The sequence below is a fragment of the Streptomyces puniciscabiei genome (assembly GCF_006715785.1).
GTDB lineage: Bacteria > Actinomycetota > Actinomycetes > Streptomycetales > Streptomycetaceae > Streptomyces > Streptomyces puniciscabiei.
On sequence record NZ_VFNX01000002.1, the window covers coordinates 664,005 to 686,671 of the forward strand.

Genomic DNA, 22,667 nt, shown 5'->3' on the forward strand with positions numbered 1-22,667 from the left:
ACAGGCCCATGCTGCCCGATGTCGTCTTGCGCCGGGTGGGCATCACGTGAGCGCCGCCCGGCCGCCGGCCCGGCCCGGTCGTCCTGGGCGTCTCCCGGGCCTGGTCCCCGGACCGGGTCCCGGGGATGGGAGGGACATCGCACCCTCACGGGCCGCACGGGGACGGGCTCCAGTCCGGCAACCGGTTCAGAAAGGCCGACAGTTCGGCGTTGAAGCGTGCCGGGTCCTCCATGTTCGGGTAGTGCGCGGTGCCCGGCACGCTGACGCTGTGGGCGCCGGGGACGAGGCTCGTCAGGCGGGTGGCCATGGCGAGGTGGTCGGGGGCGTCCAGGGCGCCGTTGATCGCGCACACGGGGACCGTGATGTCCGCGGCGCGCTCCCAGGTGGCGGTGACGGGCACGCGCCGGTCGGGCTCCCCTGCCGTGTGCTTGGCCAGTGTGGCCAGGGCCATCTCCCGGACCCGGCGCAGCACTTCGGGCGGCGCGTCGGCCGGGTCGCGGTGCGGGCCGACGGTGAACCGGTTGAAGGCGTCCACCCAGCCGTCCAGGTCACCGGCGGCCAGAGCCTGCCGCTGGGCGGCGAACACGTCCAGGGCCCAGGGGTCGCGGAAGACGGGCTCGCTGGTGCCGACGCCGCTGACGACGACCGCGCGGACCAGTCCGGGATGCTCCAGCGCGCAGTCGACGGCGGTGGCCCCGCCCATCGACACGCCGACGAGCACGGCGGGGACGGCGTCGAGGCCGAGGAGCAGTGCGGCGAGGTCGTCGGTGTTCCGGTAGGGGGCGGTGGCGTTGGCCGAGCCGCCGTGGCCGCGGGCGTCGAAGGCGATCACCCGGTGGTGCGGTGCGAAGGCGGGGATCTGGTCGTCCCACACCCGCTGGTCGAGGAAGCCGCCGTGCAGGAACACCAGGGGCGGTCCCGAGCCCGCCTCACGGTAGGCGAGGGAGCCGTCGGCGGTCGGCAGCGAACGGGTCGGCACGGAGGCCAGGTCGACTGTCATGACAACCAAGTTGTCATTCATGGGTGCAGGTTGGCAACCCGGGTGTCATCCTTGGGTCATGAACGTCGACCGCTCCGCAGCCGCCCAGCCCACCCAGGACCAGCTGGCCGAGCGCCTCACCGAGGTGTTCGACCTGGTCGGACCGCTCTACCGGCGGGTGCACCGCAAGGTGGAGCAGGCGGCACCGATCGAGGGTCTGTCGGTCGGGGTACGCGCCGTGCTCGATCTGCTGGACAAACAGGGGCCCATGACGGTGCCGCAGATGGGCCGGGCCCAGGCGCTCAGTCGGCAGTTCGTCCAGCGCATGGTGAACGACGCGGCGCGGCTCGGCCTGGTGGAGAGCGTCGCGAACCCCGCCCACCGCCGCTCGTCGCTCATCCGGCTCACCGGCGCCGGCCGCGGCGCCATCGCCGCCGTACGGGCCCGCGAGCACGAGGTGCTGCGCCGGGTGGGTGGCGATCTGACCATGGCGGAGGTGGACGCGTGTGTGCGCGTCCTGGGGGCGATGCACGCGCTGTTCGCGGACGTGGACGTCGACTGAGCCACGGCCGCCGGCGCCCGGCGTGCCGCCGGGTGGTCAGCCGGTCGCGAAGATCTTCAGCCGGTCCAGGGCGCCGTTGAAGCGGTCGTGGTCCCCGACGGTCTTGCCGGCGGAGGTGTACTGCCACATCGTGTGGTACGACCAGCCGGCCGGCAGGGTCCCCGGGTCCGAGGCGTAGCGGGCGATCCACAGCGGGTTGTTCGCGGCGAAGCCGCTGTAGTTGCCGGTGCACTGGGTCCACCAGCTGGTCGCCGTGTAGATGACGGCGTCCCTGCCGGTGCGCGACTTGTAGCGGCTCAGGAAGTCACGGATCCAGCTGACCATGCTGGACTTGGACTTGCCGTAGCAGGCGTCGCCGTACGGGTTCCACTCGATGTCGAGCGCGCCGGGCAGGGTCTTGCCGTCCTTGGACCAGCCGCCGCCGTGCGCGAGGAAGTAGTCGGCCTGAGCGGCGCCACCGGCCGTGTCCGGCGTGGCGAAGTGGTAGGCGCCACGGATCATGCCCACCTTGTACGAGCCGGTGTACTGCTGGGTGAAGTAGGGGTTGGTGTAGTAGGTCCCCTCGGTGGCCTTCGTGTACGCCCACTGCGTGCCGTCCTTCCACAGGGTCGGCCAGTCGACGCCGGCCTGGTGGCTCGCGACGTCGACGCCCTCGGGCTGCGAGGCGCGTCCCGCCGGGGGCCGGGTGCCGGTGTCTCCGTCATGGGCGAGGACGCCGATGCCCATGTACGCGCCGCCGCGCACGGGTCCACCCCCGGCGGGTTCGGACATGGCCGGCGTGCCGGGCAGGAACAGGACAAGGACGGTCAGGGCGCCGGTGAGGCACCGGCGGGACCGGCCGCGGAAGGGGACTGTCAGACTTTGCACGGAATACATCTGACCCGTGGTCGGGTCGGATCGCACTCCGTGTTCCGCCCGAGGAAGCCATCCGCGGCCGGATTTTCAGCCTTGTGGGTGTGCCGGTCAGCCTTCGATGCGGTGCTGGGCCCAGAAGGAGGTGAGGTCGGTGCTCGTGACGGCCTGGGCGGCGGCCTTGAACTCCGCCGTGGTCGACACGCCGTACCAGTGCGCGGTCGCGTAGTCCTTCAGCAGCTTGGCCATGGCGGTGTCACCGAGGACGCGGCGCAGATCGTGCAGGGCACACTTGCCGTAGCCGTAGACGACGGTGGAATAGCGGGAGGAGTGCGCGTCCCAGTAGGCCATCGGGTTGGTGATCTTCTCGGCGCTCGACGCCCAGGAGACGCTGCTCCAGCAGTTGGTGCCGGTCTTGCCGAGGGCGAGGTCGGTGGCGTAGTCCGTGAACGCCTCGTCCAGCCAGGGGCTGTTGTACTCGTCGTCGCCGACGATGCCGTACCACCACTGGTGGCCGATCTCGTGGGTGAGGGCGGTGGAGCTGACCACGTCCAGGACGAACCCGGGGTACTCCATGCCGCCGAACCAGTAGTTGTTGTCGATCACAGCGTCCAGCTCGCCGTAGGGATAGGCGCCGAAGCGGGCCGCGTGGGCGTCCATGGCGCTCTTGGCGGTGGTCAGCATGGACTGGGCACTGGAGGAGCTGATGCCCGAGACCGAGTAGACGTTCACCGCGACGCCGGCCGCCGAGGTGCCGGAGACCTTGGTGAAGGGCCCGGCGGCCCAGGCGAAGTCACGGACCTTCGACGCCGTCGCCGTCGTCACCGTACGGCCGCTGGAACCGGGCGTGTCCGTGGAGGTGCCGGTCGCCGGGACCAGCAGGCCACTGGGGTGGTCCAGGGTCACCTTGAAGTCGGCGGCCAGGGAGTAGAACGACTCGCCGTTGTTCGTGTACGGGTCGAGGTGCCAGCCTGCGCTGTCACGGACGGCAAGGACGGGCAGGGCGTTGCCGATGAAGCTGTAGGCACCGTCGTGGCCGAACCGGTCGGCGCCGCTGGGTACGGTGATGCCGAGGTCGAACCCGATGGTGGCGCTCCGGCCCTGGGCGAGCGGGGCGGGCAGGTCGATCTTGAGCGCGGTGCAGGCCACGGAGGGCGCGCCGGCCGTACCGCCGGTGACGTTCGTGACGCGGATCGGCATGGCGTCACAGGTGCCGTGGTAGTTGTCCCACAGCCGCAGATAGACCTCGTTCAGCGCGGTGGCGGAGGCGTTGCTGAAGGTCACGCTCTCGTGCCCGGTCCATGCGGTGCCGCTCGTATCGCTGCTGAGGTTCACGGTGTACGAAGGAGCGGCCGGGGTGCGCGTGGAGTCGCCCGGCGGTGGCGCGCTGCCGCCCGAGGTGTCGAGCGCTATGTCGTCGAGGACGAAGCTGGTCTGCAGGCTTTCGTCCTCGGTCCCGGTGAAGGAGAGGGCGACGGTCTGCCCGGCGTACGCCGACACGTCGACCGACTTCTGGACGTACCCGGTGTTCGCGTCGAGGTTCGACCAGGTGCCCAGTGTCGTGGCGCCGATCCGGGCCGTGAGCTTGTCGTAGGCGACGGAGGAGGCCGTCTCGTCCGTGTCGATGTGCAGCCAGAAGGTGAGGGTGGCCGCGTCGCAGCCGGCCGGGACGGTGACGCTCTGGCTGAGGGTGTCCGTATGGGTGCTGCCGACTCCGTCCAGCCAGGCGTAGGAGCTGCCGCCGTGGGCGGTCTGGCCGGAGCGGCTGGTGATGACGGTGGAGGAGGACGTCGACCAGGGCGACGTCCCGCTCTCGAAGCCGCCGTTGCCGACGACCTGCGCCGGAGTGCAGGCGGCGGATGCCGTGGCCGGCCGGGCCGCGGCGGGTGTGCCGGGGAGCACGAGGGCGGCCACCACGGCGACGGTGAGCGCACCGGCGCCGAGGACCTTGTGGGGGGTCGATCTCACACGCTACTCCTTTGCGGCGGCCGGGATTCCCGGCCTGCTCGATGGCCACCGCCGGCTGGGGTACGCCGGGGTGGCCGCTGACAGGGCTTGCGCGATCGCTGTACCGAGTGGTGCGCCGCGCCCTCATGGGGTCAGGGTGCGGACTGCCGAAAGCGTGACAGATTTGACCGGGCCATGCCAGAAGGATGCGGTGTGCTTCGGACTGAGGGGCGGTCAGTTGGCGCGCAGCGTCACGAACACCGCCGTCAACGCGATGCCCCGCGGGTCCTGCCAGCCGCGCGCCACATGGCCGATCGCACCCTCGGGGCGCAGCGGCGGGTTCTCGGCCACGGGGGTGAGCACCCGGTGGACGTGCAGGACCATGCCGTGCGGCGCGGGGATGCGGGTGCCCTCCTGATCATCGGCCGGCTCGGGGGCGAAGCCGCCCGGAGCCCAGGGGGCGCCCGCATAGGAGCGGATCACCTCGGGGTCGGGGGCGCCGTCGATGCTCTGGGCCTGCGCCTGGGCCCTGCCCTCGATCAACGACAGCAACTCGGCTACCAGCACCGGGTCGTGACAGCCGTCGTAGGCCCAGCGCTTGCCCAGGACACCGTGCTCCAGCGTGCCGACGAGCGCGTGTTCCGCCCCCTCCAGCGGCGCGCCGCGATAGGTCAACGGAACGAGGTAGGCGGTCGGTTCCCCGGTGGACGTGTCGGTGGCCACCATGAACTCGATCCCGACCTCGCCCTCCGGGTCGTCCAGCCGGAATCCCCCGGACTTGGTCAGCACCGGAGCGTCCGGGCCGCCGCGGTACCAGGGGCGCGAGGGCAGCCAGTCGGTGAGCAGCTCCAGCTTCGTGGGCTTGAGCGTGGTGTGGTGGATGATGGCCATGTCGTCGGTGCTCCTCCGTGGTGCGGATGTGCTGACCACGGCAGCTTCTCACAACGTCGTCGCAGGTCATCGGCACGCCCCCGGCTGGCACGAGGGTCAACTCGCCCTGCCTGCGGACTGTTGACGGGTCATCGCCCCGCAGCCGGTCGCGCCGTGCTCGTGCGAGGGTCGGTACGGCGGCGGGGGGCTTGGCGGGGGGGGTTCGTGTACTTCGTGTCAGGGCCGGCCCAGTCGTCGGGTCGAGGCCGGCACGCTCGGCCCTGCATGCCGCTGGGCCGCCCGCAGCGGACGGCCCAGCGATCTCCTGTCCCGGCTTCTTCAGCCGGCTGTTGTCACCTGCTCAGTCCTCGCCCGAGTCGTGGCCGTGGTCCGACCCCTTGTGCGACTCGTGCGACTTCGACGGCTTCGACGGCTTCGACGGCTGAGTGGGCTTCATCGGCTTCTCCGGGTACGTCGGCTTCACCGGGTACGCGGGCTTGGCCGGGTACGCAGGCTTCTCCGGGTACGCGGGCTTGACCGGCAGCACCGGCTTCTCCGGATACGCGGGCTTCACCGGCAGCACCGGCTTCTCCGGATACGCAGGCTTGGCCGGCAGCACCGGCTTCACCGGCAGCACCGGCTTCTCCGGGTACGCAGGCTTGGCCGGCAGCACCGGCTTCTCCGGGTACGCAGGCTTGGCCGGCTTCTCCGGGTATGCAGGCTTGACCGGCAATACCGGCTTCTCCGGATACGCGGGCTTGGCCGGCTTCTCCGGGTACGCGGGCTTCACCGGCAGCACCGGCTTCTCCGGATACGCAGGCTTGGCCGGCAACACCGGCTTCTCCGGGTACGCGGGCTTGGCCGGCTTCTCCGGGTACGCGGGCTTGACCGGCAACACCGGCTTGGCCGGGTACGCAGGCTTGGCCGGCAACACCGGCTTCTCCGGGTACGCAGGCTTGACCGGCAATACCGGCTTCTCCGGGTACGCGGGCTTGGCCGGCTTCTCCGGGTACGCGGGCTTCACCGGCAATACCGGCTTCTCCGGGTACGCAGGCTTGGCAGGCTTCTCCGGATACGCGGGCTTCACCGGCAACACCGGCTTCTCCGGATACGCAGGCTTCACCGGCAACACCGGCTTCTCCGGATACGCAGGCTTCACCGGCTTCTCCGGATAGACCGGCTTCACCGGATAGACCGGCTTCACCGGGTGGACCGGCTTCTCCGGGTAAACGGGCTTCACCGGATAGACCGGCTTCTCCGGGTAGACAGGGTGGACCGGCTTCTCGGGATGGATCGGATAGGTCGCCTTCACCGGATATGCCGGTCTCTCGGGATGGAGCGGGTAGGCGGGTTTCTTCGGGTAGGGCGGCTGCGGGTTGGTGTGGTCCTGTGCGTAGGCGGCACCCGGGTTCGCCAGCGCGGCTGCGGTGATCGCGGCGATGGTGGCAGCTGACGCCAGAACGGATCGCCGTCGCGGCGATGTCGTCATTCTCTCCACTCTCCTCGACTTGGGTCAGAGCTTGAAGACGTCTGGTCAGTCCTGATGAGTCGTTAGTGGAATGATCAGGAAATCGGCGCCGTGAATAACGCTCACGCGGCCAGAAGCCACCGGATGGTGTAGCGCACAGGCATGACGGCCGCCTGACGCTCCGTCAGGGAGGGCAGCGCGGCGGCCGCACCATTCCCCCCTGATCATCTGACGGGACGTCACTCATCATCGAGACGGCGGAGCCGGTCTGCCGGGTTTGGCCCGCAAGCCGGCGAAGGTGTCCGTTCTGGCCTTCGGGGAGGACCGGTCCGGGTTTTGACACGGCCGCGGGCGCGTGCGGCGTCCAGGCCTGCGCGGGTGCCGGAGACGATGAGCTCGCCGACGAACTCTGCGAGGGCGGCGAAGACGTGCCAGACGAGACGGTGGGCCGGAGATAGTGGTGTCCAGGCGCTCGTGCAGAAAGCAGAAGCCGATCGAGGGACCGGTCGTAGCGGTCGAGCGCGGGGACGAGGCGGCACGCGCATGGCGGTGGCGGGTGAGGGGGTGCCGGCCCTTCTTCGCGCTGGTGGTTGTCTGGAATCGGTCCTGCGGTGATCGTCATGGCGAGGGGCGAGTGCCCCCCGGTCATTAGGCCAGTGCGGTCATGTGGTCGGGGTGGTGGGCGTCGACGTCGTGGGCGGCTTGGACGAAGGCGGCGACGGCCGCGGATCGCGAGGTCTCCGGCCAGGCGACCATGACCTCGCTGGGGCTGAGGCCGATGACCGGCCGGTATGCGATGTCCGGGCGCTGGTGCCGCTCGGTGGTGGAGAGTGACAGGAACGCCACCGCCTGGCCCAGCGCGACCACCTCCAGGAGTTGCTCGACGCTGGCCACGAGCGGCCCCTCAGGAGTTTCGGCCGACGCCAAGCCTGTGTGGTCATCGCCTGCTTCTGCGCCGTCGTATCCGGTGTAGTAGGCGGTGGCGGAGGGGGCGGCCCCTTTCCAGCGCGGGCTCGGTTCGCCCTTGAGGTCGGTCAGCCGCAGTCGCCGGCGTCCGGCCAGGCGGTGCGCGGCGGGGAGGACGGCCAGTCGCGGCTCGACCACGAGCGTCTGGCAATCCAGCCCTTGACCGTCGAACGGGCTGCGCAGCAACGCTACATCGGCACGGCCGTCCCGCAGCATGGCGATCGGCTCTCCGCTGCCGTCGACGACGACTTCGGGCGGCGGCAGATGCGGACCCGTTCCCCGGTAGGCGGCGAGGATCTCCCGCAGCAGCCCGGCATCGCCTCCCGGTTTGGCCGCCACGACGAGCTGGGGTGTCGGCTGACCGGCCCGGCGTGCTCGCCGGGCCGCCGCGTGCACCGCGTCGACCGCGATCCGGGCCTGGTCGAGCAGCACCTGACCGGCGTTGGTCAGCCTCACCTGCCGGGTGGTGCGCTCCAGCAGGCGTACCCCGAGCCGGGACTCCATCTGAGCGATCGCCTTCGACAGCGGGGGCTGCGCCATCCCCAGGCGTTGCGCGGCCCGGCTGAAGTTCAGTTCCTCGGCGACCGCGATGAAGTACCTCAGCTCCCGCACCTCCAGCTCACTCATATCCGTAGACTATAGATCCAGAGTCTTCTGGTCTTTCCCTGCCGCCCGCAGGCGAGGGGAGGCTGGGTGCCATGACTTCGCAGAAGACTGCTCTGATCACCGGCGCGAACAAGGGCATCGGCAAGGAAACGGCGCGCAGGCTCGCCGCCCTCGGCATCTCCGTGCTGATCGGCGCCCGCAACGCCGAGCGTGGCGAGGCGGCGGCCGAGGAGCTTCGCGCCGACGGCGCCGACGTACGGTTCGTACCGCTGGACGTCACCGACGAGACGTCGGTCCAGGCCGCCGCCCAGCACATCGACGCCACGTTCGGCCGCCTCGACATCCTCGTCAACAACGCCGCGATCGCCGCAGGACCGCAAAAACCGAGTGAAACCCCAGCCGCCACCGTCCGGCAGGTCTACGAGACCAACGTGTTCGGCGTCATCGCGGTGACCCACGCCATGCTCCCCCTGCTCCGCCGCTCCGCCGCCGCACGCATCGTCAACATGTCCAGCGAACTCGGCTCCCTCGCCCACCTGGCCGACCCGGGCAGCCCGTGGTCCGCCTACTCCTCGATCCTCCTCCCTTACTGCACCTCGAAGAGCGCGCTGAACGCGATCACCGTGCTCTACGCCGATGAACTGCGCGCCGAAGGGATCCTGGTCAACGCGGTGAGTCCCGGCTATTGCGCGACCGACCTCAACCGCCACACCGGGATGCGCACGGCGGAGGAGGGCGCGGCCGTGGCGGTTGACCTGGCGACGGCGGGCGAGGACGGCCCGACGGGCGCCCTTCTGGCCGAGAACGGGCCGATTCCCTGGTGAGACCATGCCGCGCCGTGCCCGCCCGAAGCCTGCCGGAATGTCTTCAACCCCCGCCGTGACGATCACTGGCCTCTTGCGCGGCGCCCATCCCCACGGGCCTTACCCGTAGTTGGTGGGCGCACAAGCCAAGACGGGCACGAGGCGATCAACTTCAGCTTCTCCTCCCGCCCGCCCCGCCCCGCCCCAGCAGCCGAGTGTCCATCAGGACGTCGAGCAGGTCCAGGGCGTCGTCCACCGAGGCGGTCTTCAGGCGCCGCACCGTGGCCGGCATCGTCGCGGTGTTGCGACTCTGCTCGGCAGCGAGCCGGCCGTAACGGAAGACCTGGTCATCGGACAGGAAATCAACTGGCATGAGCCGGAACGCGGGGGCTGCTGAACAGGCCGAACTGCCCGAGTCACCGAACCGGTACCGAGATCACCGGTCTACCGCCAAAACCCGGACCGCTCCTCCCCGAAGGCCGTTCTCACGCCTGAACTCGTTGCTTCCCGCTTCTGGTCGGCGAGTCCTACCGGACGGTATACAGACCCAGTCGAACGCGCGAGGGCCGCTCTCCGGTGCCGGCGTCGCGCGATGGAACGGTCTCAGGGGGAGGAACCATGGCGAACGGCACACGTGCGGCGGGTGGGGCGAGAGGCCGGCGGGGAACCGCCGTACTGGGGGCGGCGCTGGGCGGATGCGTCCTCGTCGCGGCCGCCACCGCGCCGGCCTCCGCGCACTCCACGGGACACGGCCACCGCATCGACTACGTCGCCCTCGGCGACTCCTACACCTCGGGCCCCGGCATCCCGCAGCAGGTGGACGCCAACTGCGCCCGGTCCGACCGCAATTACCCCTCGCTGGTGGCAGACCGCCGTCAGGTGAGCACGTTCAACGATGTCAGCTGCGCCGGGGCGACGACCGCCGAGATGTGGCAGGCGCAGGGCACCAACGCGCCCCAGCTCGACGCCGTGCAACGGGACACGGACCTGGTGACGGTACAGATCGGCGGCAACGACGTCGGCTTCGGACCGATCATCAGCACCTGTGCCCACCTGGCCGCCCAGGACCCGACGGGCGACCCCTGTGAGCGCTCGTACAAGGCGTCCGGCTACGACCGGTTGGCCCTCGCGATCGTGCAGACCGCGCCGAAGGTGGACCGGGTGCTGCGGGCCGTGCACGCGAGGGCGCCGCACGCGCGCGTGGTCGTCGTCGGCTATCCGGACCTGTTGCCCGACGACGGCAGCGGCTGCTTCCCGCAGGTGCCGTTCGCGCAGCAGGACTTCCCCTACCTCCGGGACACCGAGAAGCGGCTGAACCTGATGCTGCGCCTGGTGGCAGGGGTGAACCGGGCCGAGTACGTGGACACCTACGGCCCCACGGTCGGCCACGACATGTGCAAGGCACCCGCGGACCGCTGGATCGAACCGCTCCAGCCGGCCGCGCCCGCCGCCCCGGCGCATCCCAACGCCACGGGTGAGCAAGCCATGGCACAGGCGGTGCTGGACAGCCTGAACGAGGGCCGTGGCCGCGGCTGATCCGGCCGGGCGGCATCCAGCGCGTGGCCGGGGCCCGGCCACGGCCACCAGGCCCGGCCGGGCGGCCCCCGCACCGCACCGGTCGGGACTGCGGGGCGCACCTGGCCCAGCCGGCGGCGCGGTCGCGTGGCGGGGCCGGACCGGGCCGCCGGCCTCGCATCCCACGGACGCGGTGGAACCGGCCGGACGGCCTCCAGGGCACCGCCGCCCCCCGTCCCGGACCTCACCTGGTCCCGGACGCGGCGCGACCGAGCACGGCACCCCTGGCAGACCGGCTGGGCGGCCTTCGTGGCGGAACCGGACCGGACCGCGGGCGCACCAGGCCCGGCCGGCGCGGCCCCGTGGCGGAGCCGGCCCCGGTCGCGGGACCCGGTTGGTCGCGGATGCGGCCCGGCAGGGTGGCGTCCGTGGCCGCGGCGGAAGGGGTCGCGCGCGGCCGGTCATCCGCCCCGCCGCCCGAATGCCGCCGGCCCCCGGTGTCGCTCAGCCGCCGAGCGCGTTCAGCACCACGGACCGGGCCTCCTCCTGTACCCGCGCGAGGTGGGCGGGGCCGAGGAAGGACTCGGCGTAGACCTTGTAGACGTCCTCGGTGCCCGAAGGGCGGGCCGCGAACCAGGCGTTGTCGGTGGTCACCTTGATGCCGCCGATCGCGGCGCCGTTGCCGGGTGCCTCGGTCAGAACGGCCGTGACGGTCTCCCCGGCGAGCGTGTCGGCGGTGACCTGGGCCGGTGACAACGTGCCGAGCAGTGCCTTCTGTTCGCGGGTCGCGGGCGCGTCGACGCGGGCGTAGGCGGGCTCGCCGAAGCGGGCCGTCAGGCCGGCGTAGTGCTCCGAGGGGGTCCGGTCCGTGACGGCCGTGATCTCGGAGGCGAGCAGGGCCAGGATGATGCCGTCCTTGTCGGTGGTCCACACCGAGCCGTCCCGGCGCAGGAAGGAGGCGCCGGCGGACTCCTCCCCACCGAACCCGATGGCACCGCCGACCAGTCCGTCCACGAACCACTTGAACCCGACCGGCACCTCGACGAGTTGGCGTCCGAGATCGGCGGCGACCCGGTCGATCATCGTGGAGGACACCAGGGTCTTGCCGATGCCGGCACCGGCGGGCCACCGGTCGCGGTGACGGTACAGGTAGGAGATGGCGACCGCGAGGTAGTGGTTGGGGTTCATCAGGCCCGCGTCCGGGGTGACGATGCCGTGCCGGTCCGCGTCGGCGTCGTTGCCGGTGGCGATGCGGAACCGGTCGCGCTGCTCGATGAGGGAGGCCATCGCGTACGGCGAGGAGCAGTCCATGCGGATCCGGCCGTCCCAGTCCAGCGTCATGAACCGCCAGGTGGGATCGGTGTGCGGGTTGACCACCGTGAGGTCGATGCCGTGCTGTTCGGCGATGCGTCCCCAGTAGGCGACGGAGGCCCCGCCGAGCGGGTCGGCGCCGATGCGCACCCCGGCCGCGCGGATCGCGTCCAGGTCCAGCACGCTCGGCAGATCGTCGACGTAGGCGCCGAGGAAGTCGTACCGCCCGGTGGTGTCCGCGGCGAGGGCCTGCGGGTAGGGCACCCGGCGTACGTCCTTCAGCCCGCCGGTGATGATCTCGTTGGCCCGGTCCTGGATGCGGGAGGTGGCGTCGGAGGGCGCCGGGCCGCCGCTCGGCGGGTTGTACTTGAAGCCGCCGTCGGCCGGCGGGTTGTGCGAGGGGGTGACGACCACACCGTCGGCGAGGCCGGAGGTGCGGCCCCGGTTGTGGGTGAGGATCGCGTGCGAGACGGCGGGGGTGGGCGTGTAGCCGTCCGCGCTGTCGATGAGCACCGTGACGCCGTTGGCGGCGAACACCTCCAGTGCGGTGACCTTCGCGGGCTCGGACAGGGCATGGGTGTCGGCGCCGAGGAACAGGGGGCCGTTCGTGCCCTGGGCCGCGCGGTACTCGCAGATGGCCTGGCTGGTGGCGGCGATGTGGTCCTCGTTGAAGGCGCTCGCCAGGGACGAACCCCGGTGCCCGGAGGTGCCGAACGCCACCCGCTGCGCCGGGTCGGCCGGGTCCGGGTGCAGTGCGTAGTACGCCGTGACCAGCCGGGCCACGTCGACAAGGTCCTCGGGACCGGCCGGCCGGCCGGCTCGCTCGTGCGGCATGAGTCCGTTCCTCCGCGTCGTCGGATCGATCCCTCACCGCCCATCTTTCCTCGTCAGGGCCCTGACATGCGAGTGCGCCCCGCCTGATGATCCGGTCCTTCGATCTTCGCGCTGCCCTGCCGCCCGTGCTGGGCGCCCAGCACAGACAGGTCTGTCCCCGTGACCGGTTCCGTCGCCAAGGCTCCTTGGTTCTTCGCGCGTTGCGCCCAGTTCGCCGTGCCGGCGGCGGCCGGTGGCGAACTCGTCCGGGCGCCGACGGTCCGTGCTCATCTGCTGCATCCGTCGACGACCACGGCCTCCGATTCCGCCCGGGCCTCGATGATCTTCGCGTGCGTGATGACGGCGGCGATCGTGCTGTTCCTCCTCTGGTTCGCCCGCTGCCGGCGCAACGCGGAACTGCTCTCGCCCGGCCGGGTTCCCGGTTCCGTCACCTGGGCGGTCCTGGCCTGGCTGATACCGGTGCTCAACCTCTGGGTGCCGCGCGGGCTCGTGCGGGACATGCACCGCGCGAGCGCGCCCGACGGCACGGACGCGGGCCGCGGGGACCTGCTCGTGAACGTGTGGTGGGGGGCCTGGGTCGGGCACGGGGCAGTGTCCCTGCTGGGCGCGCACCTGGGCGGCGGCACCCCGCTCCCGCCGCTGGTGGCGGCGGAAGGCCTCGACCTGCTTGCCGCCGTCCTGGCGACCGTCGTGATCCAGCGGAGCACGGTGCGGCAGGCCGCCGGGCTCGGCGCGGGGCCTCAGGTGCCCACGCCCGTCGACCTGCCGCACGCCTCGTGACACCGGCGCGTCAGCCGATGTGGTAGCTGTCCCCGTACACCTTCCAGTCGAGCGGGGTGTTCAGGTCGAGGTTGCCCTTGCGCAGGAAGACCCGCTGCTCGGTGTCGACACGGCTGGTGTCACTGTGCGCCTCCTCCTGCTTCATGGCCCACACCCGGGCGTCGAGGAAGGCGTTGAGGTAGGTCTTCTCGTCGCCGCCCTGCGCCGGTGGCTTGGCGCTGCGCAGGGCCCGCTTGCGGATGTTGCGGAAGCTGGTCGGGTCGTCGCCGTCGCCGTGCATGACGATGGCGTCGTAGTAGCAGAACTGGCCGAGGGCGCGCAGGCCGTCGGCCTTGCCCTGGGCGACCGCGGGGTTGAAGTAGACGCGGTCGCGTTCGTCGTTCTGGCACTGCTGGAACACGGTGTCCTGGGCGGCCTTGCGCCAGTCCTTGGGGAAGTTCGGGTCCAGGCCCTCGTGGGAGTCGCTGCCGTTGACCTTGCGCAGGGCGGGCAGGTACTTGGCGAGGACGTTGCCCGGCTCGCGGTCGGCGTAGAGCTGGACGAGGTCGAGCATGTCGCCGGTGCCGGAACAGAAGCCGATGATGCCGGCGGTGTATCCGCGGCCGTCGCCGATGTCCTCGATGTACTTGTACTGGGCCTTCCAGTCGAGCGAGGAGTTCTCCGCGCTCGACACCAGTTCCATGGCGATCTCCTTCTTCGCCGGGTCGTCGAGGCCCGACGCCTTCGCCGGTGCGGCGGTCGCGCGCTGGGGCGCGAGCAGGGCACCCGAGGCGGCGGTGGCGCCGAGCAGGGCGACGACGGTCCGGCGGGATATGCGGGCGGGGGGTGGTGTCTCGCGGTCTGTGTTCACCACAGGGCTCCAAGCGGGAGTGGGGGGTGGGCAGTTGGTCCGTGCGGTCCGCGCCGGACACTGGTAGGAAAGTTTCCTATCAAACCCTGCGGCGCTCGGTAACCAGGCTCGCGAGAAGTTCGTACGATCGAACGAGGACGTACCCGGGACCGGGCGTGCCTCAGGTGTGCCGCGCCCCGTCCCGCTGCCGCACGAGGCTGTACAACTCCCGTGACACGGTGATCAGTTCGCGCCGCTCCTCCCGTGAACCGACCATCGGCTGCGAACCCTTGAGCGGCACCTGGGCGGTCTCGGGCAGGAACTTCACCGTCAGCAGGCCGATCACCCCGGCCAGCATCACGTAGTAGGCCGGCATCAGGTCGTCACCGGTGGCCGTGACCAGCGCGGCGGTCACGAGGGGGGTGGTGCCGCCGAAGGCGGAGACGGCGACGTTGAAGCCGATGCCCATCGCCGCGTAGCGGACGGCGGTCGGGAAGAGGGCGGGCAGCGTGGCCGCGCTCGGCGCGGCGAAGCAGGCCAGCAGAGTGGCCAGCAGCAGGACGCCGAGCACGGGCGGCCAGGTGCCGTGCGCCTTGATCAGCAGGAAGGCGGGCACCGCCAGCACGATCATCGCGGCGGCGGCGACGGCGTAGACCGGCCGCCGGCCGACGCGGTCGCTGAGCCGGCCGAGGAAGGTGATCAGTACGACGATCCACAGCATGCCGACGAGCACCAGGAGGTCCGCGGAGCCGCTGGAGCGGTGCAGCACCTCGGTCTGATAGGTCGGCAGATAGCCGGTGACCATGTAGTTGGTGACGTTGTACAGCAGCACCAGCCCCATGCAGACCAGCAGCTCTCCCCAGTGGCTGCGGATGATGTCCTTGAACTCGCTGCCCGCCGACTTCTGCGCCAGGGCCTTCTCGTGCTCGTCCAGCTGCTGCTGGAAGGCCGGGGACTCCTCCAGCCTGAGCCGCATGTAGAGACCGATCACCCCGAGCGGTCCGGCGATCAGGAACGGGACGCGCCAGCCCCAGGACAGCATCTGAGTGTCCGTCAGGGCCAGGTTGAGCAGGGTGACCAGGGCCGAACCGAGGGCATAGCCGACGAACGTGCCGAAGTCGAGCCAGCTGGAGAGGAAGCCGCGCCTGCGGTCCGGCGAGTACTCGGCGACGAAGGTGGTCGCACCGCCGTACTCACCGCCGGTGGAGAAGCCCTGGACCATACGGGCCAGCAGGAGCAGCACGGGCGCGGCGATGCCGATCGTGCCGTACCCGGGGATGACGCCGATGGCAAAGGTGCCGATCGCCATCATGATCATGGTGGTGGCGAGCACCTTCTGCCGGCCGATCCGGTCGCCGAGCGGCCCGAAGACCAGGCCGCCGAGCGGCCGGACGACGAAGGCGGCGGCGAAGGTCGCGAAGGAGGAGATGACCTGCGCGGCCGGGGAGGCGCCGGGGAAGAACACCTTGCCGATGGTGGCGGCCAGGTAGCTGTAGACACCGAAGTCGAACCACTCCATGCAGTTCCCGAGGGCGGAGGCACCCACGGCGCGCCGGAGCAGCGGCGGCTCGACGACCTGGACGTCGTCCTCGCCGAAGGCGCGGCGGTCGCGGCGGAGCCTGCGGGTCAGCTCCTCGCGCACCTGGCGCGGCAGCCGTACCACGGCCTGCGGCATCCGCGGGCCGCCCCGGCTCTCCCGCCGCCCGTCCGAACCGGCACCGCTCACCAGCCCCTCCTTCCGTTGCCCACCGGTCACCGCCTGCCCCCATGGCCGATTCAGAAACGGAACCGCTCAATCCCATCCGGTACGGCGGTTGGACTTGCGGTGGCGCGCGGGCGCAGGGTGGACGGGCCCGTCCGTACCCGGAGGGGCGACCGCCACGGCACCACCCGGAGAGAACCCGATGACCCACGTCGCGGACCCCGCACGCTACGACGGCACCATGCGCTACCGCCGCACCGGCCGCTCGGGGCTGGACCTGCCCGTCCTGTCCCTGGGCTACTGGCACAACTTCGGTGACGACCGTCCCTTCGAGACCCAGCGCGAGATCGCCCTGCGCGCCTTCGACCTCGGGATCACCCACCACGACCTGGCCAACAACTACGGCCCGCCGTACGGCGCGGCCGAGCTGAACTTCGGCCGGCTGCTGCAGCGGGACCTCGCTCCGTACCGGGACGAGCTGGTGATCTCCACCAAGGCCGGCTGGGACATGTGGCCCGGCCCCTACGGGCAGGGCGGCGGTTCCCGGAAGTACGTGCTGGCCTCGCTGGACCAGTCGCTGCGCCGGATGGGCGTGGATTACGTGGACATCTTCTACTCCCACCGGCTGGACGCGAGCACGCCGCTGGAGGAGACGATGGGGGCGCTCGACACCGCCGTGCGCCAGGGCAAGGCGCTGTACGTCGGCATCTCCTCCTACGACGCCGAGCGCACCCGGCAGGCGGCGGCGATCCTGCGGGAGCTCGGCACCCCCCTGCTGATCCACCAGCCGTCGTACAGCATGCTCAACCGCTGGATCGAGACCGACGGCCTGCTGGACGCGGCCGAGGAGGAGGGCTTCGGGGTCATCGGCTTCACGGCCCTCGCCCAGGGCCTGCTGACCGGCCGCTACCTGGAGGGCGTGCCGCAGGACTCGCGGGCGGCCCGCGGCACGTCCTTCGACGCCTCCTGGCTGACGGACGACATGCTGCGGCGGCTGCGCGCCCTGAACGACATCGCGGCGCGGCGCGGTCAGACGCTGGCGCAGATGGCACTGGCCTGGGCGCTGCGCGACGAGCGGGTGACGTCGCTCGTCATCGGCGCCTCCCGCACGGAGCAGCTGGAGCAGAACGTCGCCGCGCTGGAGAACCTGCGGTTCGACGCGGAGGAACTGGCCGAGATCGACAAGTACGCGACCGAGGGCGGCGTGGACCTGTGGCGGGAGGCGCGGCTGGGCCAGGTGGGGTGACCCGGCCGCCCGGCGCTCCCGGAGGGAGGGTGGCACTCGGTGACACGCGCTATGGACAATAGGAATAAAGCCGACATAATGGATGTCATAGGGACAGCGTTGTCAGCGCGGACGACAGCGCCCTCACGTTGACTCGCGACTTCCAAGGAGCCGCTTCCCCTCATGGCACACGGAGCCCACCGCACCTTCATGCCTCCCCGTCCCGATCTGAACCTCGCCCGCGACTGCGAGGTGTGCCTCGGCTGGGGCACCGTCGTCACCCGCGACGGGGATCACGAGCTGTGCCACATGTGCCAGGGCATCCCCACCGACGACTAGGGCACCGGCCGCTTCGACTGGTGGCCGGAGCGGCCGGTCGGCCGTGAACCGCGCCGGGCGGGCCGCACGCTGATCGCGCGGACGTACCGTTGAGGCATGGCCGCCCCTCCCCTTCCGGGTCCGCTGGCGCATCTGGCGCCGCTGCTCGGCCACTACGGTTACTGGGCCGTGGGGGCCGTGGTCCTGGTGGAGGACTTCGGGGTGCCCGCGCCAGGTGAGACGATTCTGCTGGCCGCGGGGGTGTACGCGGGCGCGGGGCGGCTGAACGTCGTGGGCGTGGCGGTGGTCGCGTTCGTGGCGGCCGTCGTCGGGGACAACATCGGCTATGTGATCGGGCGATGCGGCGGGCGGCCCTTCGTGCACCGGTGGGGGCGGTACGTCTTCCTGACGCCGAAGCGGTTCCAGGCGGCCGAGGAGTTCTTCGGCCGGCACGGCGGCAAGATCGTGACGGTGGCCCGGTTCGTCGAGGGCCTGCGCCAGGCCAACGGCATCATCGCCGGCACCACGGGCATGCACTGGCTCCGCTTCCTCGCCTTCAACGCGCTCGGTGCGGCCCTGTGGGTCGGCCTGTGGACCACCCTGGCCTACCTCGTGGGCAGCCACATCACGACCGTCTACGACGAGGTCTCGCGCTACCAGCTCTACGTCCTCGTCGCCGTCGGCGTGCTGGTCGGCGCCCTCGTCGTACGGCACCTCGTACGGCGGCGCCGCGAGCGCTGAAAGTGGTTTGCGCCTGTGTGTGCGGCGCACTCGGGAAGGAGACCGCGACCTGCGGTCGACGGTCCGGGGCTCCCCTGGTTCGGAACAGATGCCGGGGGAGCTTCGCGGCGTGTCCGTCACTCCAGGCCGCGGCTGCCGCGACCGCTAGGGGGAGGTGCGCGTGGACCGGGCCTTCGCCGCGTGGTCCGGCTCCCCCTGCCGGACGTCGTCGTCGGCGCGCGCGTGGCCGCCGCGCAGGGCGGAGGCGAGCGCGGCGACCAGGGCCATGCCCGTGGCCACGCCGAAGACGATGGTCAGGCCGTGGTGGAAGGGCCCGGCGACCAGTTCGGGGAAGAAGGCGTGGCCGGTCAGGGTGGCCCGCTGGGCGGCGGTCAGGTGGTCCAGCGTGCCGGCGCCGAGCAGATGACCGATGGGGTTGTCGCCGAGGAACGTGGCGAACAGCGTGCTGACGGGCGGCAGCGAGGCCACCTCGTGTGCGGTCGACGCGGGCACACCGTGCGCCTGGAGCCCGGCGCCGAGCGTCCTGGGCAGAGTGCTCGCCAGGCCCGAGACCATCAGCGAGAAGAAGACGCCGATGGACAGGGCCGTGCCGGAGTTCTGGAAGGTGGAGCGCATGCCGGAGGCCACACCCCGGTCGCGGGCCGGCACGCTGCCCATGATGGAGGAGGTGTTGGGCGAGGAGAACATGCCCTGGCCGAGGCCGTTGAGCAGCAGCAGCGCGGCGAAGACGCCGTAGTCGAAGTCCACCGGGAGGGCCAGCAGGCCGAGGAAGGAACCGGCGACGACGACCAGTCCGGCGGTGGAGAAGAGGCGGGCGCCGAACCGGTCGGACAGATAGCCGGAGACGGGACCGGCGACGAGGAAGCCGACGGTGAGCGGCAGCATGAAGATGCCGGCCCACAGCGGGGTGTCCTCGAAGGCGTAGCCGCGCAGCGGCAGCCAGATGCCCTGCAGCCAGATGATCAGCATGAACTGCAGTCCGCCGCGGGCGATCGCGGTGAGCAGGGCGGCCAGGTTGCCGGCGGCGAACGCCCGCGCCCGGAACAGCGACAGCCGGAACATGGGCTCGGCGATCCGTGTCTCGACGAGGCAGAACACCAGCAACAGGATCACGCCGCCGACGAGGCCCGCGAGCACCCAGGGGTTGGTCCAGCCGGTGGGACGGCCGCCGTACGGCTGGATGCCGTAGGTGATGCCCGCGAGCAGGATGCCCGCGCCGGAGGCGAAGGTGAGGTTGCCGAGCCAGTCGATCCGGCCGCGGCCGCCGGCCGAGGTCTCGCGCAGGCTCAGATACGACCAGAGGGTGCCGGTGACACTGACCGGGACGCTCACCCAGAACACCGCACGCCAGTCGACCGCGGCCAGCAGGCCGCCGGCGAGCAGTCCCAGGAACTGGCCGGCGAGCGCGGTGATCTGGTTGATGCCGAGGGCCATGCCGCGCTGCCGCGCGGGGAAGGCGTCGGTGAGGATGGCGGCCGAGTTGGCGGTGAGCATGGAGCCGCCGAAGGCCTGCACGATGCGCCACAGGATCAGCCAGAGCGCGCCCGCGCCGGCCCGGAACGGGTCGAGGGACAGCGCGACGGAGGCGCACGCGAAGACCAGGAAGCCCAGGTTGTAGATCCGGACCCGGCCGAACATGTCGCCGAGCCGACCGAGGACGACCACCAGGACGGCCGAGACCAGCAGATACCCGAGGATCATCCACAGCAGGTAGCCGATGTTGCCCGCCGCCAGCGGGTCCAGGCCGATCCCGCGGAAGATGGCCGGCAGCGAGATGATCACGATGGAGGCGTCCATCGTGGCGATCAGGACACCGAGGGTGGTGTTGGAGAGCGCGACCCATTTGTAGCCGGGGCCGGGGGGCGTCTCCCGGAGGCGGGCCGGGCGCGCGAGGAGGCGGCCGCGTGGCCCCGCGGCGGGCGTACGGCCGGTCACAGCCGTTCCGCCAGCCGGTCGAGCAGGGGCAGCGCGTCGTGCAGGGCCTGCCGTTCCTGCGGGGTGAACTCGTCCAGGGCGTGGGCGAGGCGGGCCACGGACTCGGAGCGGCGCTGCTCCAGCACGGCCCGGCCCTCGTCGGTGAGGGAGACGATGGCCCGGCGCCCGTCGGCCGTGTCGGGGGTACGGCTCACCAGTCCGCGTTGTTCGAGTCCGGCGAGCGTGCCGGCCATCGCCTGCGGCCGGACGCGTTCCAGTTCGGCGAGCGAGCCGGGCGAGTCCGGACCGGTGCGGGCCAGCCGGGCCAGCACCGAGACGCCGGACAGTGTCACGTCGCCGACCGCGTGCGCCTGGCGCAGCCGACGGACGATCCGACCCATGGCCAGCCGCAGTGCGGCGGCGAGTGCAACGGTGTCCATGGTTACTAACAATAGGTTTATCAGTCTGGACTGTTCAACCAAGGGGAAGTAATCAGGGGTCCGGCGGCGAGATGTCCGCGTTTCCCGGTTTGGGCCGTGTTCAGACACTGAGCCGTGCCGGATCCGCGGCTCTTCCGATTCCGAACGGGCCCGGGACGTCCGGCGGACGCCGGCTTCCCGGGCCCGCTCCGGCGCGTGCACAGCGGGTCGGCGGCCGGTGGCCTGGGGCTCGTGTGCAACCGGAGGATTCGCGGCGTACGTGCCCTTGGTCGACGGCCCAGCGGGTATCCGAGCAACGACGGGAGGATCCCGTATGCACAGGAATGGCCTCCGGCGCCGCAGGAAAAGGGCAACGACGCATGGACATCCCGTTCGGGACGCACACGAGAACGCAGGCCCGCCCCGCGCCCCTGCGCTACAGCCGTACCTGGGACGACCCGGCGGCGGGCATCGGTGACGCCAGAGACGCCGTCGCCGCCGTGCTGGCACGGGTGCGTCCTGCACCGACCCGGCGATCGGTGCAGGACGCCCGGCTCGTCGTGAGCGAACTGGTCACCAACGTCGCCAAGCACGCCCCCGGCCCGTGCACCCTGAGCCTGGAACTGCTGCCCGGGGCCGGTGCCCTGCGCATCACGGTGTCGGACACCTCCACCGACCCGCCCCTGCGGCGCCCTCCCGATCCCCGGCGGGTCGGCGGGCACGGGCTGCACCTCGTCGCGATGCTCTCCCGCGCCCTGGAGGTGACCTGGCTGCCCCACGGCAAACGGGTCACCGCCACCGTGCCGCTCGCCGCCGGCGAGGGATGAACGTCCGGACGGGGCACACCCGGGCGTGGAGCTCGCCCAGCGCAAGGACGCGAACGGACCGGCCGGCTTCGAGCGCGTCGTCACCGGCGCCCGGCGGGATCGCAGGTCCTGCGCCCCCGTCCACCACGAACTCCAGGAGCACCGGGCCGAGTTGGCGCAGCACGTCCGCCCAGACCGAGGCGACGTGCCGGGGCCGGTCGCAGCGGACGGCCGGCAGGCCCGCCAGCCGGGCCCGCTCGGCGTACGGCAGGGCCGGGACCTCGGCGGACAGCGGGATCAGCGGATCACCGGCCGCGGCCCGGCGCTGCCAGGTCAGCCGGTTCAGGTCGCCGTTGTCCAGGACGCAGAACTCCAGCGGGGGCAGGCCGGCCAGCCGGTCCAGATGGCGGCGGACGGTGATCAGTTCGTTCAAGCCGCCGGCCGGCGGGTCGACCTGGAGTCCCGGCACGCCGTACACCCGTTCCACGCCCCACGCCCGCAGCCGGGCCGCGACGGCCTCGGACACGTTCCCCACGCCCGCCTCCTCGCCCCCGCACACCGGTCCGCGCGAGCGGGTAGCCCCCGCGCCGGTCCGGCGAACGAGCCACGGCGCCGTTTCGGGCGCGCGGAGCCGGGGCACCCGTGCCACGCTCGAAAGGGAGCACCGAGAGTGAGGGACCCAGCACGGGCGGAAGGCGAGCACGCGGTGGCGGTGTCCGAGGAGCGGCGGCCGGGCCGGGGCGAGGGACGCGGTGAGCGCCTGGTGTCCGCGCTGGACCCGGCGGCTCCCGGTCTCCTCGGCCGGCGAGGAGTTCCTGCGCAAGTCGTTCCCGGACCACTGGTCGTTCCTGCTGGGCGAGTTGGCGCTGTACAGCCTGCTGGTGCTGGTGCTGACGGGCGTCTGGCTGACGCTGCTGGACGGCGAGACGACCGCCGAGGTACGGCGCACGGCGGACGGCGGCTACGAGGAGGCGCACACCCTGCTGTCCCGCGAGGAGGCCTACCGCATCCTCGTGCGCGACACCCCCCGGCCGCGTGCCGAGGGCACGGAGGCCTGGCGCTGGTTCCACCGGCACCGGCTGCGCAACGCCCCGAGCCGCTGGTACTTCGGCAGGAGCGTGGAGATGCCGGCCACGGCCTGGCAGAAGCGCCGGGTGGCGGTCGTGCGGACCGCGCCCGGCGAGGTACCCGGGGAGGGCGAGGAGTCATGAGCGAGGAGG

22 protein-coding genes are annotated in these 22,667 nt (G+C 71.5%); 9 read left to right on the forward strand and 13 right to left on the reverse strand.

All coding sequences use genetic code 11. The features are described from left to right. Window positions 1-145: 145 nt before the first annotated feature. Window positions 146-1,000, reverse strand: coding sequence for an alpha/beta fold hydrolase (locus FB563_RS33970; RefSeq protein WP_055707966.1), 855 nt, complete (start codon window positions 998-1,000; stop codon window positions 146-148). 58 nt (window positions 1,001-1,058) lie between these two features. Here FB563_RS33970 and FB563_RS33975 point away from each other — a divergent pair, with 58 nt between their 5' ends. After that, window positions 1,059-1,541 (forward strand): MarR family winged helix-turn-helix transcriptional regulator, encoded by a 483-nt coding sequence (locus tag FB563_RS33975; RefSeq protein ID WP_055707967.1) that lies wholly within the window; start codon window positions 1,059-1,061, stop codon window positions 1,539-1,541. A gap of 36 nt (window positions 1,542-1,577) precedes the next feature. Here the strand turns inward: FB563_RS33975 and FB563_RS33980 are convergent, their stop codons facing one another. From FB563_RS33980 to FB563_RS34010, 5 genes are all read right to left on the reverse strand, one after another. After that, the gene (locus FB563_RS33980; protein ID WP_055707968.1) at window positions 1,578-2,417 is read right to left on the reverse strand and encodes a lysozyme; all 840 of its coding nucleotides are present in this window, start codon (window positions 2,415-2,417) and stop codon (window positions 1,578-1,580) included. 87 nt (window positions 2,418-2,504) lie between these two features. Beyond that, window positions 2,505-4,361 carry a M1 family aminopeptidase gene (locus FB563_RS33985; RefSeq protein ID WP_055707969.1) on the reverse strand — a complete coding sequence of 619 codons (1,857 nt, stop codon included), beginning with the start codon at window positions 4,359-4,361 and terminating at the stop codon, window positions 2,505-2,507. A 213-nt stretch (window positions 4,362-4,574) separates the two neighbouring features. Beyond that, window positions 4,575-5,231, reverse strand: a complete 657-nt coding sequence (locus FB563_RS33990) for a maltokinase N-terminal cap-like domain-containing protein (protein ID WP_055707970.1) — start codon at window positions 5,229-5,231, stop codon at window positions 4,575-4,577. A 340-nt stretch (window positions 5,232-5,571) separates the two neighbouring features. Beyond that, window positions 5,572-6,699: a hypothetical protein gene (locus tag FB563_RS44520; RefSeq protein ID WP_055709905.1), complete on the reverse strand. Its 1,128-nt coding sequence runs from the start codon at window positions 6,697-6,699 to the stop codon at window positions 5,572-5,574. 627 nt (window positions 6,700-7,326) lie between these two features. Further along, window positions 7,327-8,271, reverse strand: a complete 945-nt coding sequence (locus FB563_RS34010) for a LysR family transcriptional regulator (RefSeq protein ID WP_055709906.1) — start codon at window positions 8,269-8,271, stop codon at window positions 7,327-7,329. Window positions 8,272-8,342: 71 nt separating this feature from the next. Here FB563_RS34010 and FB563_RS34015 point away from each other — a divergent pair, with 71 nt between their 5' ends. Continuing rightward, window positions 8,343-9,074, forward strand: coding sequence for an SDR family oxidoreductase (locus FB563_RS34015; RefSeq protein ID WP_142219145.1), 732 nt, complete (start codon window positions 8,343-8,345; stop codon window positions 9,072-9,074). 151 nt (window positions 9,075-9,225) lie between these two features. Here the strand turns inward: FB563_RS34015 and FB563_RS34020 are convergent, their stop codons facing one another. Further along, on the reverse strand, window positions 9,226-9,426 hold the full coding sequence (locus FB563_RS34020) for a hypothetical protein (protein ID WP_055708675.1): 201 nt from the start codon (window positions 9,424-9,426) through the stop codon (window positions 9,226-9,228). A gap of 245 nt (window positions 9,427-9,671) precedes the next feature. Between FB563_RS34020 and FB563_RS34025 the strand changes: the two genes are divergently transcribed. Next, window positions 9,672-10,589 carry an SGNH/GDSL hydrolase family protein gene (locus FB563_RS34025; protein WP_142219146.1) on the forward strand — a complete coding sequence of 306 codons (918 nt, stop codon included), beginning with the start codon at window positions 9,672-9,674 and terminating at the stop codon, window positions 10,587-10,589. Window positions 10,590-11,072: 483 nt separating this feature from the next. Here the strand turns inward: FB563_RS34025 and pgm are convergent, their stop codons facing one another. Continuing rightward, on the reverse strand, window positions 11,073-12,713 hold the full coding sequence (pgm, locus tag FB563_RS34030; RefSeq protein ID WP_055706009.1) for a phosphoglucomutase (alpha-D-glucose-1,6-bisphosphate-dependent): 1,641 nt from the start codon (window positions 12,711-12,713) through the stop codon (window positions 11,073-11,075). Window positions 12,714-12,872: 159 nt separating this feature from the next. On the opposite strand from pgm, the gene FB563_RS34035 reads away from it, so the two are divergent. Then, window positions 12,873-13,493, forward strand: a complete 621-nt coding sequence (locus FB563_RS34035) for a DUF4328 domain-containing protein (protein WP_055706010.1) — start codon at window positions 12,873-12,875, stop codon at window positions 13,491-13,493. 10 nt (window positions 13,494-13,503) lie between these two features. Here the strand turns inward: FB563_RS34035 and FB563_RS34040 are convergent, their stop codons facing one another. Next, window positions 13,504-14,346 (reverse strand): chitosanase, encoded by an 843-nt coding sequence (locus FB563_RS34040; protein WP_055706011.1) that lies wholly within the window; start codon window positions 14,344-14,346, stop codon window positions 13,504-13,506. Window positions 14,347-14,503: 157 nt separating this feature from the next. Continuing rightward, complete coding sequence (locus tag FB563_RS34045; protein WP_199832801.1) at window positions 14,504-15,997, reverse strand: MFS transporter; 1,494 nt, start codon at window positions 15,995-15,997, stop codon at window positions 14,504-14,506. Between the two features lie 229 nt (window positions 15,998-16,226). Here FB563_RS34045 and mgrA point away from each other — a divergent pair, with 229 nt between their 5' ends. The 3 genes from mgrA (at window position 16,227) to FB563_RS34055 (ending at window position 18,308) form a co-directional block, all read left to right on the forward strand. Next, on the forward strand, window positions 16,227-17,270 hold the full coding sequence (mgrA, locus tag FB563_RS34050; protein ID WP_055706012.1) for an L-glyceraldehyde 3-phosphate reductase: 1,044 nt from the start codon (window positions 16,227-16,229) through the stop codon (window positions 17,268-17,270). 162 nt (window positions 17,271-17,432) lie between these two features. Then, window positions 17,433-17,588 carry a hypothetical protein gene (locus FB563_RS43285; RefSeq protein WP_167528541.1) on the forward strand — a complete coding sequence of 52 codons (156 nt, stop codon included), beginning with the start codon at window positions 17,433-17,435 and terminating at the stop codon, window positions 17,586-17,588. A gap of 96 nt (window positions 17,589-17,684) precedes the next feature. Further along, window positions 17,685-18,308: a DedA family protein gene (locus FB563_RS34055; protein WP_055706013.1), complete on the forward strand. Its 624-nt coding sequence runs from the start codon at window positions 17,685-17,687 to the stop codon at window positions 18,306-18,308. Window positions 18,309-18,452: 144 nt separating this feature from the next. Here FB563_RS34055 and FB563_RS34060 read toward each other — a convergent pair whose 3' ends face one another. Together FB563_RS34060 and FB563_RS34065 are read right to left on the reverse strand one after the other, a co-directional pair. Beyond that, on the reverse strand, window positions 18,453-20,243 hold the full coding sequence (locus tag FB563_RS34060; RefSeq protein WP_055706014.1) for an MFS transporter: 1,791 nt from the start codon (window positions 20,241-20,243) through the stop codon (window positions 18,453-18,455). Further along, window positions 20,240-20,662: a MarR family winged helix-turn-helix transcriptional regulator gene (locus tag FB563_RS34065; protein WP_055706015.1), complete on the reverse strand. Its 423-nt coding sequence runs from the start codon at window positions 20,660-20,662 to the stop codon at window positions 20,240-20,242. The genes FB563_RS34060 and FB563_RS34065 overlap by 4 nt, the downstream gene beginning before the upstream one ends. Before the next feature lie 359 nt (window positions 20,663-21,021). Between FB563_RS34065 and FB563_RS34070 the strand changes: the two genes are divergently transcribed. Then, on the forward strand, window positions 21,022-21,468 hold the full coding sequence (locus FB563_RS34070; protein WP_055706016.1) for an ATP-binding protein: 447 nt from the start codon (window positions 21,022-21,024) through the stop codon (window positions 21,466-21,468). Here the strand turns inward: FB563_RS34070 and FB563_RS44530 are convergent. Then, window positions 21,431-21,982: a hypothetical protein gene (locus FB563_RS44530; protein ID WP_055706017.1), complete on the reverse strand. Its 552-nt coding sequence runs from the start codon at window positions 21,980-21,982 to the stop codon at window positions 21,431-21,433. The two genes, FB563_RS34070 and FB563_RS44530, sit on opposite strands and share 38 nt — an antisense overlap. Before the next feature lie 217 nt (window positions 21,983-22,199). Here FB563_RS44530 and FB563_RS34080 point away from each other — a divergent pair, with 217 nt between their 5' ends. Then, window positions 22,200-22,658, forward strand: coding sequence for a hypothetical protein (locus tag FB563_RS34080; protein ID WP_055706018.1), 459 nt, complete (start codon window positions 22,200-22,202; stop codon window positions 22,656-22,658). The last annotated feature ends 9 nt before the right edge of the window (window positions 22,659-22,667 follow it).

Excerpts from the sequence above, each read along its gene's own strand:
- FB563_RS33970 (WP_055707966.1), bottom strand. The coding sequence starts at position 1,000 with ATGACAGTCGACCTGGCCTCCGTGCCGACCCGTTCGCTGCCGACCGCC.
- FB563_RS33975 (WP_055707967.1), top strand. The coding sequence starts at position 1,059 with ATGAACGTCGACCGCTCCGCAGCCGCCCAGCCCACCCAGGACCAGCTG.
- FB563_RS33980 (WP_055707968.1), bottom strand. The coding sequence starts at position 2,417 with ATGTATTCCGTGCAAAGTCTGACAGTCCCCTTCCGCGGCCGGTCCCGC.
- FB563_RS33990 (WP_055707970.1), bottom strand. The coding sequence starts at position 5,231 with ATGGCCATCATCCACCACACCACGCTCAAGCCCACGAAGCTGGAGCTG.
- FB563_RS44520 (WP_055709905.1), bottom strand. The coding sequence starts at position 6,699 with ATGACGACATCGCCGCGACGGCGATCCGTTCTGGCGTCAGCTGCCACC.
- FB563_RS34010 (WP_055709906.1), bottom strand. The coding sequence starts at position 8,271 with ATGAGTGAGCTGGAGGTGCGGGAGCTGAGGTACTTCATCGCGGTCGCC.
- FB563_RS34015 (WP_142219145.1), top strand. The coding sequence starts at position 8,343 with ATGACTTCGCAGAAGACTGCTCTGATCACCGGCGCGAACAAGGGCATC.
- FB563_RS34020 (WP_055708675.1), bottom strand. The coding sequence starts at position 9,426 with ATGCCAGTTGATTTCCTGTCCGATGACCAGGTCTTCCGTTACGGCCGG.
- FB563_RS34025 (WP_142219146.1), top strand. The coding sequence starts at position 9,672 with ATGGCGAACGGCACACGTGCGGCGGGTGGGGCGAGAGGCCGGCGGGGA.
- pgm (WP_055706009.1), bottom strand. The coding sequence starts at position 12,713 with ATGCCGCACGAGCGAGCCGGCCGGCCGGCCGGTCCCGAGGACCTTGTC.
- FB563_RS34045 (WP_199832801.1), bottom strand. The coding sequence starts at position 15,997 with ATGCCGCAGGCCGTGGTACGGCTGCCGCGCCAGGTGCGCGAGGAGCTG.
- mgrA (WP_055706012.1), top strand. The coding sequence starts at position 16,227 with ATGACCCACGTCGCGGACCCCGCACGCTACGACGGCACCATGCGCTAC.
- FB563_RS43285 (WP_167528541.1), top strand. The coding sequence starts at position 17,433 with ATGGCACACGGAGCCCACCGCACCTTCATGCCTCCCCGTCCCGATCTG.
- FB563_RS34055 (WP_055706013.1), top strand. The coding sequence starts at position 17,685 with ATGGCCGCCCCTCCCCTTCCGGGTCCGCTGGCGCATCTGGCGCCGCTG.
- FB563_RS34065 (WP_055706015.1), bottom strand. The coding sequence starts at position 20,662 with ATGGACACCGTTGCACTCGCCGCCGCACTGCGGCTGGCCATGGGTCGG.
- FB563_RS34070 (WP_055706016.1), top strand. The coding sequence starts at position 21,022 with ATGGACATCCCGTTCGGGACGCACACGAGAACGCAGGCCCGCCCCGCG.